Below are 13,820 nucleotides of genomic sequence, written 5' to 3'. Positions count from 1 at the left end.
TATCAAAACAAAACAGCCCCGGAACTTCCAGGGCTGCTTAATATTATATAAAGGTGATTTATTTATACTGAGGAACTAAACCTTTTGCCAGTTCCACCATTTCCTTTATGCCATCTTCAGGCAAATTACCTTTCTTAAATTCTGCCAAAACATTCGGCAATTTGTTTTCCATTTCCATTAAGAAATGATCTTCAAATGCTTTTACGTTTTTAACAGCAACGCCCTGTAACAAGCCCTGCGTTCCAAGATATATAATGGCTACCTGCTTTTCAACCGGGAACGGAGAAAACTGGGGCTGCTTTAATATTTCCACGTTGCGGGCACCTTTGTCAATTACGAGTTTGGTTGCAGCATCCAGATCACCACCAAACTTAGAGAAAGCTTCCAGCTCACGGTACTGTGCCTGGTCAAGCTTTAATGTACCGGCAACTTTTTTCATTGATTTGATCTGTGCGTTACCACCAACACGGCTTACAGAAATACCCACATTAATAGCCGGGCGGATACCGGAATTAAATAAATTACCTTCAAGGAATATCTGTCCGTCGGTAATGGAAATTACGTTGGTAGGAATATAAGCAGATACGTCGCCGGCCTGTGTTTCAATAATGGGTAAAGCCGTTAAAGAACCACCACCCTTTACAAGATGTTTGATATTATCAGGCAGGTCATTCATTTCACTTGCCACTTTATCGTTGCTGATAACTTTTGCGGCACGCTCCAACAAACGGCTATGCAAATAGAACACATCACCCGGATAAGCTTCACGGCCAGGAGGACGGCGTAACAATAAGGATACTTCACGGTAAGCTACAGCCTGCTTTGACAGATCATCATAAATAATTAAAGCCGGCCTTCCAGTATCACGGAAAAATTCACCAATGGCAGCGCCGGCAAACGGAGCATAGAATTGCTGTGGTGCCGGATCTGATGCAGAAGCTGCAACGATAGTTGTGTAAGCCATCGCACCATTGTCTTCCAGCGTCTTCATAATACCGGCAATGGTTGATGCTTTTTGGCCGATAGCAACATATATACAATAAACAGGCTTGCCTGCTGCGTAAAATTCTTTCTGGTTAATAATAGTATCAATACAGATGGCGGTTTTACCTGTCTGGCGGTCACCAATAACCAGCTCACGCTGGCCACGACCGATAGGGATCATTGCATCTATCGCTTTGATACCTGTTTGCAAAGGTTCTTTTACAGGCTCGCGATAAATAACACCCGGCGCTTTACGTTCCAGAGGCATTTCATACAGATCGCCTGTTATGGGCCCTTTGCCATCAATAGGTTCACCCAAAGTATTAATTACGCGGCCAACCAAACCTTCACCTACTTTAATAGATGCAATTTTGCCGGTGCGTTTTACTTTACCACCTTCCCTGATGTTGCCGGATTCACCCATTAGTACCACACCCACATTGTCTTCTTCCAGGTTAAGCGCGATGGCTTTCACACCATTTTCAAACTCAACCAGCTCGCCGCTGCTCACATTATTTAACCCATAAATGCGGGCAATGCCATCACCCACCTGCAATACAGTTCCAACTTCTTCCAAATCAGCGCCAGCATTAAAATTGCTTAACTGCTGTCTCAGTATCGCTGATATTTCATCAGGTTTTATTTCAACCATATAAAAAGTTTATAGTTTATCGTTTTCAGTTTGTAGTTAATCTATCAAACTTTAAAATTATTATTTAAATCTTCAAATCCATTGATCGTGTAAACCCGGTTCAGAAAGGTTATCTTATATTCTGAACAAATACGTTTCTTTCTTTAAACTGCTTGCTGATGTCTTTCAAATCTCTTAACACAGAAGCATCAACCAGGTTATTATTAAATTCCAACACAAATCCGCCAATGAGTGATTCATCCACTTTTGCTTCCAATTCAATATTCTGCAGATTCGCCTCTCTTTTAACTTTAGCGATAATAGCATCCTTCAACTCATCGCCCACAGGCGTTGCCGTAGTTAATTTTACTTTATGAATGTCTTTAATTACATTGTATTGATCAATAAATGCAGTTACAATTTCGGGCATGTCGCCTTCGCGGCCTTTATTTACCAGCAACTTTGTGAAAGCTTCTGTTAAGTCAGATATTTTGTTTTTTACAATTGCATCAATGATGGATTGTTTTTTATCCGCAGTAACGATAGGGCTGCGCAGGAGATTTACAAAATCACGGCTTGCTTTAACAACCTGCTGCAAGAACTGCATATCAGCATACACTGCTTCCAGCTGGTTTCTTTCAATAGAAAGGTCAACCAAACTCTTTGCATATCTTGTAGCTAAACGTGGATTAGGCATTTTTTTCAGCTTTCAGCTTTCAGCTACCGGCTGTCAGCGCGAAGCCCACAGCTCATAGCTCATCGCTATTCTTTAATTCAACTTTACTTCGTCTGTTAATTGCTTAATATAATTTTCCTGCTTTGCTTTATCATTCAACTCCTGGCGCAAAACTTTTTCAGCTACTTCAATTATCAGCGAGCCAACCTGGTTTTTCAGGTCGGTTAACACGGCATTTTTTTGCTGGTTGATAGCAGCCTGCGCGTCAGCCAGGATTTTATCGTATTCCGCTTTTGCCTTTTCCTTTGCATCAGCAACCATTTTGTCGGCAGTGTTCTTGGCATCTTTCAGCATACCAGCCCGCTCTTCACGTGCCTGCACCAAAAGCGCTTCATTTTCACTCTTCATCTTCGCCATTTCTGCTTTTATATTTTCAGCAGAAGCCAGGGAATCTGCAATCGTTTTTTCGCGTTCACGCAAACCATTGATGATAGCCGGCCAGGCAAATTTTGCCAGCACAAAAAATACCACCAGGAAAGCCAGCAGCGTCCAAACTATTAATCCTAAACTGGGGGTGAGTAATTGCATAAACTCAATTTAATATTGATACAGCCCAATTAAAAACCAGGCATTGCTCATTGTTTAAAAAAACTGCATTACTTAAACCAAACAATGCAGTAATTATTATTAGAGGATCATAGCCAGGAAGCCAACGATAACGCCGAACAGAGCCACACCTTCTACCAATGCTGCAGTAAGGATCATGTTTGCGCGGATGTCGTTTGAAGCTTCGGGCTGACGTGCAATTGATTCAACGGCACCTTTACCAATCTGACCAATACCAATGCCTGCGCCAATAGCTGCTAAACCTGCACCGATAGCGCCGCCCGCATTTGCTGTAGCCTCAAGTAAAATAACATTCATTAAATCCATAATTGTAGTTTATATTGATTAAAAATTTAAACGATTACTGCATCTTCATGATGGTCTGTATCATCGTGACTACCTTCAAAAGCCTGCCCGATAAATACAGCAGAAAGGAAAACAAAAATGTAAGCCTGAAGGAAAGCAACCAGTATTTCAATGAAATAGATAAAAATTGTAAATGCTACCGATAGCGGCGATGCACCCCATCCTGCCGCTGCGCTCAGCCCTGCAAAGATGAAAATAAGCGAAATAAGGCATATTACAAGAATATGGCCAGCCACCATGTTTGCAAACAAACGTATCATTAATGCCATGGGTTTAATAAAAACGCCCAAAAATTCTACCAGCATTAAAATAGGCTTTACAAAACCTGGCACCGGGGGATTAAAAATATGCCCCCAGTAATGTTTATTAGTGCTGACTAAAATTGCCACAAAAGCAATCAAGGCCAGTACAAGCGTGAAGGCAATATTACCTGTTACATTGGCACTGCCGGGTATAAGGCCTAATAAGTTATTGATAAGAATGAAAAAGAAAACCGTAAGAAGGAAAGGTAGGTATTTGCGGTATTTCTTTTCACCGAGACAAGGCCTTGCCACTTCATCTACAATAAAAAGTATTACCGGTTCCATAAGGCTTTGTTTGCCTTTGGGTGCAGAAATAACGCCATGCCCTTTTTTATAGCGGCTGGCAATTGAAATCATTATCCATGTTAATAATAACAGGGAAATTATCATTTGCACTACATAGCGTGTAATGGAGAAATCATACAGCTTTACACTTTCATCAATTTGCCCGTTTGTATCAACGGCCACTATTTCCCCTTCATGATATTTGCCGGCGGGAAAATTTCCTTCTTCAAGCATTTCCGCGGTTACCACCTTATAACCGTTATATTCTGCTTCGCCATGATGAAACTGCGAAAACATGAATATATCCAAACCTCTTTGCTTTGAATAAAGGATAACGGGCAAGGGAATTGAAGCTTCGTGCTCTTTACCGTCGCTGCCTTCATAAGAAAAGAAATGAAATTCGTGCGCATCTAAAATATGCCCGAAAATAACTTCATTGGCATCAAAGCCTTTTTCTTCTTTCTTAACATTATCACCCGTTTCGCTGTGTTCCTCCTGAGCAAATGTGGAAATTGAAAAAGCCAGGAAAAAAACGCTGAAACCCGCTACCAGTAAAGATTTTACGCATTTTAAGGTCATAGACGGCCCCGAAATTTTGCGCAAATATACAGGTATGCATTTAAATAAAGAAACGAGTTTGGGAAACTAAAAAAATAAAGAAAATATATTGTCGTAAACGCACCTTCATTGGATTATATGCACATGAAATTATGCATCATATAAGCTGAGCTTATTGCAGTTGTGTTAGATTTGCCATGTGAGCCTTTCATTAAAAATCACCTTTCTCGGCACCGGCACCAGTTCAGGCATTCCTTTAATCGGATGTACCTGCCCTGTTTGCACTTCAACAGATCCAAAAGACAAGCGCCTGCGCAGCAGTATTTTGGTAGAATCTGCCACAACCACAATTGTTGTGGATACCACACCCGATTTCCGGTATCAAATGCTGCGCATTCATAACACCAAATTGGATGCTGTGCTTTTTACCCATCCGCATAAAGACCATACAGCAGGGCTCGATGATGTGCGGGCTTATAATTTTTTTCAACATAAACCCATGGATGTTTATGCCAATTCGCTTACGGCAGAAGCTTTAATGCGGGAGTTTGCTTACGCGTTTGCCGACAAAAAATACCCGGGCGTTCCTCAAATAAACCTTTATACAATTGACGAAAGCCCTTTTGAAGTAGGTGATATACCTATAAAGCCTTTTACCGTATGGCATCATAAAATGCCTGTTTTTGGATATAAGTTTGGAAAATTTACTTACATTACAGACGCAAACAAAATTGATGACAATGTAAAAACACTTATAAAAGACTCGGATGTACTTGTGGTAAACGCCCTTAGAAAGGAACAGCATATTTCTCATTTTACCCTAAACGAAGCCGTAGAACTGACAGAAGAATTAGCAATACCAAAGGCATATTTCACACATATCAGCCACCAGCTTGGCAAACATGAAGATGTTGAAAAAACTTTACCGCCGGGCATTCACCTTGCTTATGACAACCTTGCATTTATTATATAACCCAACATATAACCCCAATGAAAAAAAATCCCTTAAAAGAATGGTTCATCTTTACCAGGCGCGACAGGAATGCTGCCTTCATACTATTAGCCCTTCTTGTAATAATTATAATACTGCCCTGTTTTTTACCTTCGAAAAAACTGGATATTCATGTTAATACAGCCTTACAGGCTGAATTAGACAGGTATAAACAGCAAAATATACAGCCCCTTTATGCAACCAGTTATGTGGATACAGCAGGCACCGACTCGGTACAAATAAAATTATTTTACTTCGATCCGAATACTTTAAGTGAAGAAGGGTTTATAAAGCTGGGACTTTCACCCAAAACAGCGCACACCATTATTAATTACCGCGGTAAAGGCGGTCATTTTAAAACGCCGGAAGACATTCGCAAAATTTACAGCCTTTCGAAATCCGATGCCGACAGGATTATCCCTTACGCACGCATTTCCCAACCTGTTCATGAGCCCGGGTTTTCCGACAGTGAAAAACCGCAAGCTGCATTTAAATCAAAGCCAACATATACAACCAACCAATTTAAGAAGACCGAGATCAATACAGCCTCCGTTGAAGACTGGAAGGCTTTTCCCGGCATTGGCGATGTGCTGGCGAACCGCATTGTAAAATTCAGGACAAGCATGGGCGGTTTCAAATCTGTTGACCAGGTTGCAAAAACCTATGGCTTAAACGATAGTGTTTTCCAGGCAATAAAACCTTACCTCTATATAAAAGACTAAAAAAAGCGATTTGCACAAAAAATATTTTGAGCAAACAAATTCTATCCCATAGCTTTACGCTAACAATTGTTAGCTTTATGTATGCTGTAAAGGAAGAGATAACAGAACAGGTTTATGTAATTGCCAGAGATTTTGCCAACCTGCATATTAAGCCCTATGTAATGCAATGGGATGAAGCCCAGGAATTTCCGGCACACGTATTTCACAAAATGGGAGAGCTTGGACTGATGGGCGTTTTAATACCGGAAGAATATGGCGGATCAGGTTTTGGGTATGCAGCCTATAAAGTGGTGATAGAAGAAATATCAAAAGTGTGCGGTTCTATAGGCTTGAGCCTCGCAGCACATAACTCACTTTGCACCAATCACATCCTTTTATTCGGCAATGAAGAGCAGAAGCAAAAGTATTTGCCGCGCCTGGCATCGGGAGAATGGATTGGCGCCTGGGGCTTAACAGAGCCGAATACAGGCAGCGACGCCGGCAATATGCAATGCACAGCAAAAAAAGAAGGCAATAACTGGGTGCTGAACGGCACCAAATCATGGATAACGCATGGCAAGAGCGGCAATGTTGCCGTGGTGATTGCAAGAACAGGTGAGCCACGGGCCAGAAATAATGCAACCGCATTTGTGATAGAACGGGGAACACCGGGTTTTTCTGCAGGCAAAAAAGAAAATAAGCTCGGTATGCGCGCCAGCGAAACTGCCGAAATGATATTTGATAATTGTATTATTCCTAGGGAAAACCGGCTGGGCGAAATTGGTGATGGCTTCAAACAATCTATGCAGGTTTTGGATGGCGGAAGAATTTCCATTGCCTGCCTGTCATTAGGCATTGCCAAAGGCGCTTTTGAAGCAGCAGCAAAATATAGCAAAGAGCGGCACCAGTTCGGCCAGCCTATTGCTGATTTCCAGGGCGTGAGTTTTAAGATTGCGGATATGGCCACTGAAATTGATGCCGCCGAACTTTTAATTATGCGAGCCTGTGCTTTAAAAGACCAGCAAAAAAAAGTTACCAGGGAAGCCGCCATGGCAAAATATTATGCGAGTGAAGTGGCCGTAAAAGTTGCCAATGAAGCGGTGCAAATATTTGGCGGCAATGGCTATACAAAAGAATTCCCGGTTGAAAAATTTTACCGCGATGCCAAGCTTTGTACTATTGGCGAAGGCACATCCGAGATACAAAAGATTGTTATTGCACGGGAAACGCTGAATAAATTTTGAATAAGTTGAGGGACTTTTTCATTGAGGCGGGGTGTTTACCCCGCCTGTTTTGTTTATTAAAAAAATCACTCCTTTTACTGTTTTAAGAACACATACACAGGCTGATAACCAAAAGAAGCATCAGCAGTAGCAATTAAATTATTAAACTTAACCTGTTCAATTTTATAACTACAATCAGTAGATGGAGAAGGCATTAAATTTTGCACTGATAAAGTATCTATATCCGAATTTGTATACTCAATAAAAAAAACTTGATCTTCAAAAGTTCCAATTTGCCTGTTTATTAAAATTCCTTTACCGGCATACATGTCTGTGGCAGGAGATAAATCAGAAATATATTTTTATCATTTTTAATAAGCAATAGATTTTTATTCCATCAAGAACGGGGTCGTCTAAAACGATTCCGTTCTCTTTTATCTGGAAAAAAAACACAGGGGGTTCTGCAATTTGATTACAGTTATTAGAGTTTTTCTTACAACAGACTATTAGAAAAATAAAACCAATAGCTATAATTAAAAAGGAATTTTTATTTAGCATAACTCCTCCCGACTTTAAGGATGAATATTTGTAACCATATCGTTAGCATATTTTAAATTCAGAACCATCCCGTTACAGCCCTTTTACCATTCTTTGCTTTAGCATTCTATTTATTAAAAATATAAATTAGTTGATCAGATATGCTATCAGTTGGAGGAGTACTTTTATTGAACATAATCTCATTTAATTTATATTGGCAGCCGGTTGTGGGAGATGGTGATAAATAATCTATAAATAATGTATCTGGAACCCAGGAGCTATCAGGATATTCCAAATAATATTCTTTTACCTTCAAAGTGCTTAATACATTTATAAGCATAACCCTGCTTGCATAAAAAATATTTGTATCGCTTGTATTAGCATTTATAATTCCCTGTATAGGGATATAGCTTTTTTGATTGTTTTGATAATAATACAGCTTTAATGATGCTAAAAAATTACTATCTGTTACCAGTTGTTCGCCTTTATATAATTGAAATAAAACGAGTGCATAAGGTGGGGCTGCCCAATCGCAGGAATTGGAATTCTTCTTACAACAGACTATCTGGAAAATAAGACCAATAGCTATAACTGAAATAAGAATTTTGTTTACCATAACTCTTACTAATTTTTAAGGATGAATATTTGTAACCATATCATTGGCATATTTAAAGTTCAGGTCAGTGCCATTTGACCCGGCGCCTGTAATTTTCCAGTTATTAAAGGCAAACCTTTCATTGCAATCAATTATCAATCACAATAATATTTTTGCATTAAAATTTGAATTATAATAGACCATTTAAGGCTTATTAAATATATAAATTGGAACAGTCAATCCAGGTATTAAAATATCAGAATTGATCGTCGGCTTTTGGCTATTGTAGTTAATCTGATTAAAAATATATTGGCAATTATTAGATGTAGCAGGGGCCGAATAATCAACAAACAAGGTATCTTCATCTCCTCCCAAACTAATAGGAAATTCTACATAAAATGTCTTAATTCCAATCCCGCTTGCGCTAGGGATATTTTTAGTTGTAATAACCCTGTGCACAATTGTATCAGTCATTATTGTATCGGATATTGTTAAATCGCTAATGTATTTTTTCTCACTTTTTTGTAAATAATATATTTTGATCAACTTTAAAATGCTGCTATCAGCAACAAATTTGTCATTGTATTTTATTTCAAAAATCAAATCGGGAGGTCGTGTATAATAATAACATTCGCTACCCTTTTTTTTACAGGTAAACGATAAGGCTAAATCACAAATAAGTATTAAAACCAAAACTTTATTTCTCATTTTTTCTCCCAATTAAGGATGAATATTTGTAACCATATCATTGGCATATTTAAAATTCAGATCAGACCCGCCTGATCCGGCACCGGTTATTTTCCAGTTATTAAAAGCAAACCAACCGTTATAATCAGGAAAATTTAAAGGAGAATTTGAAGATGTTTCATGCCATCCCCAGTTCATGTGAAAATATAAAGTGCTTTGACTTGTAAGCGTTCCGTTAGAACAAAAAGTAAAAGTAGTTGCCCTGTAACCATCACATATCCATTCATGGCAATTCTGGTAAGTGTACCATATTCCTAAAAAAACATTTGTCTGTTGTTGCATCATTCTAAAAATAATATCGGATAAATAAATTCATTAATTAAGCCGAAACGATGCTAATCATTCAATCTTAATTTTTGCAAATTTCATATAGCTTCCTTTAACAGCCGGAACAATGAGCTCATTGTGATCTGTAAGAACACTCTGGTTTAAAAGATATTGATATTTCATATCCCAGGTTGTATAATGGATTTCCGTTACGTCACCATCAAAATTTATGATGATGTGGTTCAGGAAACGAGGTTTGCTTTTTATTTGAGCTTCACAAATAATATGTAATTTTTTATCGCCTGCGGTAATACTTGAATTTCCAAGATTAGCAGAAGTTTCGCCTGTTGGAATATTGTTGAAATTTCTTGACCATACAACTGAATTCCCGCTATCTATTTTAAATAGCTGAATATTTTTTAAAGATGGCCTGGAAAAAGATTGCGGCTGATCTTTAGGCAAAGTGCTGGAATAGTTATCCTTTTCTCTTAAAACGGATTCCCGGCTGCGTTTTTCTATGTAATTTTTTTGTGTAGCAATTGCATCGGCGCTAAGATTATTATACCTGACGATATAAGTGGGATCATTAGAATAATCGGGTATGCGGATATTGCCTGGCGCATCGTCTATGGTTGCAGCATTCTCCAAAGAATTGTAATTCCATGCAACAAAAACATTTGCCATATTATCATTGCAGGGAATAAAAGATAGCCCGCCATTAAAATTCCTCTCCAGAACTGTATCACCGGCAAGTTCATTCATTTTACTATCCATCTGCCAGATAAATACCTTGTTGCTTTCAGTAAGCCTCCCGTAGGCAATATAGCCTGCCGTTGTTTGTACAATATCAACAGATTTGTCTTCAAAGGCATGAGTTTGCACAGCTTTATTTGTTACCAGCATTACATCATCCGAAAAATTCTTCTTTATTGCTTTGAGCCTCGTTGTACTATCTGTGCTCTCCTCAAAAACAAGCAACATATTTTTATCAGTATCAATATTAATGGCGGAGAGCATCTCTTTGTTTACATCAATAGAAAAAGCAAAATCCTTATGGATAATCTCATCGTTGATATAAGTGCAGTTAAGCACCAGGGCATGCGTTATCTCATCATACCGGATCTTGGCAAAACATACATTTTTCTTATCAGCAGACTGAAGAATTGAATAAGCAGATTGCGGCGGAGCATCCTTCTTAATCTCACTGCTATCCAAAGTTTGTATGGCTTGTAAATCTCCATCCTCATCAAAACCTGCAACTTTATAAAACAGGTATTTGTCATCCTGGTATTTATAAATAACTTTAAAAGAATTGCCCGTAACAAAAAAATATGGCTGCGGTTCAACAGAAGATTGAAGAATGTTTGTATTGGCAGTATGCACAACATCCATATCCTCATTGTATGCAATAATAATTGAAGCAAAATGTTTGTTTGCATTTGCCTGCCACACGAGTAATTTATCATTTACTTTGCCTATAATATTATACTTATATTCAGAACTGCTGTATAAACGGTTATGCGTGTAATTAATCTTTTGGCAGAAAGCATTGGATACTGCAAACAGTGAAAAAATTATACAGAAGGGTTTATGTATGGCTATCATGACCTAAAGCTACAAAATTGATCACTTAAAACACTTCAGAGCCACTATGTAAATTCAAGCTTGTATTTACAAATCACCCAGCTGCGGCCGCATAATAATTTCTTCCACACAGGCCTGTAGTGAGAGAAGTGATGCAGCATACACCATATTAGCAACATCATCAACCTGCATAAGCCTCTCAGGGTTTACACCGCTGCCGCTCCAGCTATCGGTATAAACAGCGCCGGGCATAACGGCAGTTACTTTTATATTATAGGATTTTAATTCTTCGCGCAGGTTTTTACTGAAACCGAGTAAAGCAAACTTGCTGATGCTGTAGCTGCCGCCATTGGCATAAGCGGCAAGTGAGGCAATAGAGCACATGTTAAAAATGTGGCCATGTTTTGCACGCATCATGGCGGGTAAAACAGTCCTGGTTAAATGATAAGCGCTGCTGAGGTTTGTATCAAGCATGGCCTCAAAAGTGCCATCTGCTTCTTCATGAATATTGCCCGGCAAAAAGCTGCCGGCATTATTAATCAAAACCTGTGGAGTGCCAAACTGCAAACAAAAATTTCCGAACGTTATTGCGTTTTCTTTTTTACTGATATCAGTTGCTAAAATATCTATTGTACAACTGGTATATTTTTCAAGCAACTGCAATTTTGTTGCAGATAAAACGTCTTCATTTCTTGCGCATAAAAAAAGATGATGGCCTGATGCTGCAAATTTTTCTGCAAAGGCTTTGCCTAATCCTTTTGATGCACCGGTAATTATCACGTTCATAACACTGAATTTATTTTGGTAGATGTAGCTTTGCCGCCAGTTGTACCAAAGTACAAGGGAGTAACACCTGCCTGGCGGCAGACAGGCAACCGTGCTTAATAGCATTGCTGCAGCCCGCAACATACAAATCTAAAATGGCAACGCAATTATAATGGCATACAAACATTTATTTTTTGATCTTGACCATACCCTTTGGGATTTTGAAACAAATGCAAAAGAAACTTTCCAGGAATTGCACCGCCTGCATATGCTGCACGAAAAAGGTATTGCAGATTTTGATGCATTTTTCAGCCGTTATTCGTTTCACAATACAAGGCTTTGGGACAGGTACACCAAAGGTTATATAAAGCAGGAGGAACTGCGCTGGAAACGTATTTGGCTAACCCTGCTTGATTTTAAACTGGCAGATGAAGCGCTGGCAAAAGAAATATCGGTTCAATTTCTTGAAGGTTTGCCCAACAGGAAAAAATTATTTCCATATACAACCGAAATTTTAGATTATCTAACGCAAAAAAATTATGTGTTGCATCTAATAACAAATGGTTTTGATAACGTGCAGCACAGCAAATTAAAACATAGTAATCTTACCGGTTATTTTAAAGAAGTGATTACCTCTGAAAAATGCGGCAGTTTAAAGCCACAAAAAGAAATTTTTGAATTTGCATTGCGTGCTACCAATGCAGATGCCGGCGAAAGCATAATGATTGGCGATAATATTGATGCAGACATTAAAGGCGCAATGGCGGCCGGTTTGGATACGATATTTGTAAATCACATAAATGCGGACACAGATGTGCGGCCAACTTATACAATTCACCATTTAAAAGAGCTGGAAGATATTTTTTAGTTTAAAAAAAGTCTCCTTTTTGGAGACGATCAAGGATAATTTTATGGCAGAAGATTTACATGTAATTCAAGGCACAAAAGAAGAACAATACCAATCTTTAATCCCGCAGATAAAGGCTTTGATCGAAGGCGAAACCGATGTGACTGCAAACCTTGCCAATGTAGCAGCCGCATTAAAAGAACAATTTAAATGGTTTTGGGTTGGTTTTTATATCGTAAGGAATAACGAGTTAGTGGTTGGCCCTTTCCAGGGGCCGGTTGCCTGCACAAGAATTAAAAAAGGCAAAGGCGTTTGCGGCACCAGCTGGGCAGAGGCAAAAACCATTATTGTGGAAGATGTTGAAAAATTCCTGGGCCATATAGCCTGCAGCAGTTTATCAAAATCAGAAATCGTAATACCCGTTTTTAAAAACGGTAATGTGATTGCCGTTTTAGATGTTGATAGTGAAGACCTGAATCATTTTGATGAAACAGATGCAAGGTATCTTGAGCAAATAGTTAAGCTTCTTGCTTTTGATTAAATGAAGCAATCACCGAAACACCGCTTTTTACAACCTGTCCCGGTTCCACTTCAATCAATGCATCCAAAGGAAGCAGCAGATCTACACGGCTGCCGAATTTTATAAAACCAAATTCATCGCCTTGTTTAAAAACTTTGCCGGGCGTGGCGTAATTACAGATACGTTTGGCTAAAGCGCCGGCAATTTGTTTTACCAGAATAGCACCATTGGCATTCTCCAGCACAATGCTGTGCCGCTCATTTAATACAGAAGATTTTGGGTGCCAGGCCACCAGGTATTTCCCTTTATGATAATGGTTGTAAACAACCGTTCCGTCAACCGGCACACGGTTCACATGCACATTTACAGGGCTCATAAAAATACTTACCTGTATGCGGCTGTCATTAAAATATTCGGTATTATTTACCTGCTCAATTACCACAACCTTTCCATCAGCAGGCGCAACAATTTTTGTTTCAGAAAATGTAAATTCCCGGTTGGGAATGCGAAAGAAAAAAACAATAAAGAAGAAAAATACAAAACTTAAAAACAGGATGATGAAAGCAATCCATTCAAAATTGTCAGAAAAAAAATAAAAGAAAAGTATGTTTATTAAAACAAGTAATAAAGCACTT

Annotated in this window: 17 protein-coding genes; 5 read left to right on the top strand and 12 right to left on the bottom strand. The window is 38.8% G+C overall.

The window, feature by feature from the left end; translation table 11 throughout:
* Nucleotides 1-58: 58 nt before the first annotated feature.
* The 5 genes from atpA to atpB form a co-directional block, all read right to left on the bottom strand.
* Complete coding sequence (gene atpA / locus ACTHN6_RS15020; protein ID WP_440436586.1) at nucleotides 59-1,636, bottom strand: F0F1 ATP synthase subunit alpha; 1,578 nt, start codon at nucleotides 1,634-1,636, stop codon at nucleotides 59-61.
* Between the two features lie 109 nt (nucleotides 1,637-1,745).
* A complete protein-coding gene (gene atpH / locus ACTHN6_RS15015) occupies nucleotides 1,746-2,312 on the bottom strand; it encodes an ATP synthase F1 subunit delta (RefSeq protein ID WP_440436585.1) in 567 nt (188 codons plus the stop codon).
* Nucleotides 2,313-2,384: 72 nt separating this feature from the next.
* The gene (gene atpF, locus ACTHN6_RS15010) at nucleotides 2,385-2,879 is read right to left on the bottom strand and encodes a F0F1 ATP synthase subunit B (protein WP_440436584.1); all 495 of its coding nucleotides are present in this window, start codon (nucleotides 2,877-2,879) and stop codon (nucleotides 2,385-2,387) included.
* Between the two features lie 99 nt (nucleotides 2,880-2,978).
* A complete protein-coding gene (atpE, locus tag ACTHN6_RS15005) occupies nucleotides 2,979-3,224 on the bottom strand; it encodes an ATP synthase F0 subunit C (protein ID WP_090654167.1) in 246 nt (81 codons plus the stop codon).
* A gap of 26 nt (nucleotides 3,225-3,250) precedes the next feature.
* Entirely contained in the window at nucleotides 3,251-4,429 is a 1,179-nt protein-coding gene (gene atpB, locus ACTHN6_RS15000; protein WP_440436583.1) for a F0F1 ATP synthase subunit A, read from the bottom strand.
* A 178-nt stretch (nucleotides 4,430-4,607) separates the two neighbouring features.
* On the opposite strand from atpB, the gene ACTHN6_RS14995 reads away from it, so the two are divergent.
* Genes ACTHN6_RS14995 through ACTHN6_RS14985 form a run of 3 tightly spaced genes read left to right on the top strand, consistent with a single transcriptional unit; the run spans nucleotide 4,608 to nucleotide 7,344 of the window.
* Nucleotides 4,608-5,381 carry an MBL fold metallo-hydrolase gene (locus tag ACTHN6_RS14995; RefSeq protein ID WP_440436582.1) on the top strand — a complete coding sequence of 258 codons (774 nt, stop codon included), beginning with the start codon at nucleotides 4,608-4,610 and terminating at the stop codon, nucleotides 5,379-5,381.
* 17 nt (nucleotides 5,382-5,398) lie between these two features.
* Entirely contained in the window at nucleotides 5,399-6,121 is a 723-nt protein-coding gene (locus ACTHN6_RS14990; protein WP_440436581.1) for a ComEA family DNA-binding protein, read from the top strand.
* A 26-nt stretch (nucleotides 6,122-6,147) separates the two neighbouring features.
* Nucleotides 6,148-7,344, top strand: a complete 1,197-nt coding sequence (locus ACTHN6_RS14985) for an acyl-CoA dehydrogenase family protein (protein ID WP_440436580.1) — start codon at nucleotides 6,148-6,150, stop codon at nucleotides 7,342-7,344.
* 74 nt (nucleotides 7,345-7,418) lie between these two features.
* Here the strand turns inward: ACTHN6_RS14985 and ACTHN6_RS14980 are convergent, their stop codons facing one another.
* The 6 genes from ACTHN6_RS14980 to ACTHN6_RS14955 all read right to left on the bottom strand — a co-directional run bounded on the left by ACTHN6_RS14980 (nucleotide 7,419) and on the right by ACTHN6_RS14955 (nucleotide 11,839).
* Nucleotides 7,419-7,652, bottom strand: a complete 234-nt coding sequence (locus ACTHN6_RS14980; RefSeq protein ID WP_440436579.1) for a hypothetical protein — start codon at nucleotides 7,650-7,652, stop codon at nucleotides 7,419-7,421.
* Nucleotides 7,653-7,987: 335 nt separating this feature from the next.
* Complete coding sequence (locus tag ACTHN6_RS14975; protein ID WP_440436578.1) at nucleotides 7,988-8,476, bottom strand: hypothetical protein; 489 nt, start codon at nucleotides 8,474-8,476, stop codon at nucleotides 7,988-7,990.
* 183 nt (nucleotides 8,477-8,659) lie between these two features.
* Nucleotides 8,660-9,163: a hypothetical protein gene (locus ACTHN6_RS14970; RefSeq protein WP_440436577.1), complete on the bottom strand. Its 504-nt coding sequence runs from the start codon at nucleotides 9,161-9,163 to the stop codon at nucleotides 8,660-8,662.
* Nucleotides 9,164-9,175: 12 nt separating this feature from the next.
* Nucleotides 9,176-9,496: a C10 family peptidase gene (locus ACTHN6_RS14965; RefSeq protein WP_440436607.1), complete on the bottom strand. Its 321-nt coding sequence runs from the start codon at nucleotides 9,494-9,496 to the stop codon at nucleotides 9,176-9,178.
* Nucleotides 9,497-9,541: 45 nt separating this feature from the next.
* Nucleotides 9,542-11,074 carry a hypothetical protein gene (locus ACTHN6_RS14960; protein ID WP_440436576.1) on the bottom strand — a complete coding sequence of 511 codons (1,533 nt, stop codon included), beginning with the start codon at nucleotides 11,072-11,074 and terminating at the stop codon, nucleotides 9,542-9,544.
* 66 nt (nucleotides 11,075-11,140) lie between these two features.
* Nucleotides 11,141-11,839 carry an SDR family oxidoreductase gene (locus tag ACTHN6_RS14955; RefSeq protein ID WP_440436575.1) on the bottom strand — a complete coding sequence of 233 codons (699 nt, stop codon included), beginning with the start codon at nucleotides 11,837-11,839 and terminating at the stop codon, nucleotides 11,141-11,143.
* A 151-nt stretch (nucleotides 11,840-11,990) separates the two neighbouring features.
* Between ACTHN6_RS14955 and ACTHN6_RS14950 the strand changes: the two genes are divergently transcribed.
* Together ACTHN6_RS14950 and ACTHN6_RS14945 are read left to right on the top strand one after the other, a co-directional pair.
* Entirely contained in the window at nucleotides 11,991-12,686 is a 696-nt protein-coding gene (locus ACTHN6_RS14950) for a YjjG family noncanonical pyrimidine nucleotidase (RefSeq protein ID WP_440436574.1), read from the top strand.
* A gap of 19 nt (nucleotides 12,687-12,705) precedes the next feature.
* Nucleotides 12,706-13,206 (top strand): GAF domain-containing protein, encoded by a 501-nt coding sequence (locus ACTHN6_RS14945; protein WP_440436573.1) that lies wholly within the window; start codon nucleotides 12,706-12,708, stop codon nucleotides 13,204-13,206.
* On the opposite strand, the gene ACTHN6_RS14940 is transcribed toward ACTHN6_RS14945, so the two are convergent.
* The coding region (locus ACTHN6_RS14940) for a phosphatidylserine decarboxylase family protein (protein WP_440436572.1) at nucleotides 13,184-13,820 on the bottom strand (637 nt) is incomplete at its 5' end. The two genes, ACTHN6_RS14945 and ACTHN6_RS14940, sit on opposite strands and share 23 nt — an antisense overlap.

It is taken from the genome of Parafilimonas sp. (assembly GCF_051953455.1).
Classification (GTDB): Bacteria; Bacteroidota; Bacteroidia; order Chitinophagales; family Chitinophagaceae; genus Parafilimonas.
This window is presented reverse-complemented; position numbering and strand designations above follow the sequence as displayed.

What these genes read in the sequence shown, in the direction of transcription:
- ACTHN6_RS14970 (WP_440436577.1), bottom strand. Translation starts at nt 9,163, where the DNA reads ATGAGAAATAAAGTTTTGGTTTTAATACTTATTTGTGATTTAGCCTTA.
- ACTHN6_RS14960 (WP_440436576.1), bottom strand. Translation starts at nt 11,074, where the DNA reads ATGATAGCCATACATAAACCCTTCTGTATAATTTTTTCACTGTTTGCA.
- atpA (WP_440436586.1), bottom strand. Translation starts at nt 1,636, where the DNA reads ATGGTTGAAATAAAACCTGATGAAATATCAGCGATACTGAGACAGCAG.
- ACTHN6_RS14955 (WP_440436575.1), bottom strand. Translation starts at nt 11,839, where the DNA reads ATGAACGTGATAATTACCGGTGCATCAAAAGGATTAGGCAAAGCCTTT.
- atpF (WP_440436584.1), bottom strand. Translation starts at nt 2,879, where the DNA reads ATGCAATTACTCACCCCCAGTTTAGGATTAATAGTTTGGACGCTGCTG.
- ACTHN6_RS14950 (WP_440436574.1), top strand. Translation starts at nt 11,991, where the DNA reads ATGGCATACAAACATTTATTTTTTGATCTTGACCATACCCTTTGGGAT.
- ACTHN6_RS14990 (WP_440436581.1), top strand. Translation starts at nt 5,399, where the DNA reads ATGAAAAAAAATCCCTTAAAAGAATGGTTCATCTTTACCAGGCGCGAC.
- atpE (WP_090654167.1), bottom strand. Translation starts at nt 3,224, where the DNA reads ATGGATTTAATGAATGTTATTTTACTTGAGGCTACAGCAAATGCGGGC.
- atpB (WP_440436583.1), bottom strand. Translation starts at nt 4,429, where the DNA reads ATGACCTTAAAATGCGTAAAATCTTTACTGGTAGCGGGTTTCAGCGTT.
- ACTHN6_RS14980 (WP_440436579.1), bottom strand. Translation starts at nt 7,652, where the DNA reads ATGTATGCCGGTAAAGGAATTTTAATAAACAGGCAAATTGGAACTTTT.
- atpH (WP_440436585.1), bottom strand. Translation starts at nt 2,312, where the DNA reads ATGCCTAATCCACGTTTAGCTACAAGATATGCAAAGAGTTTGGTTGAC.
- ACTHN6_RS14975 (WP_440436578.1), bottom strand. Translation starts at nt 8,476, where the DNA reads ATGGTAAACAAAATTCTTATTTCAGTTATAGCTATTGGTCTTATTTTC.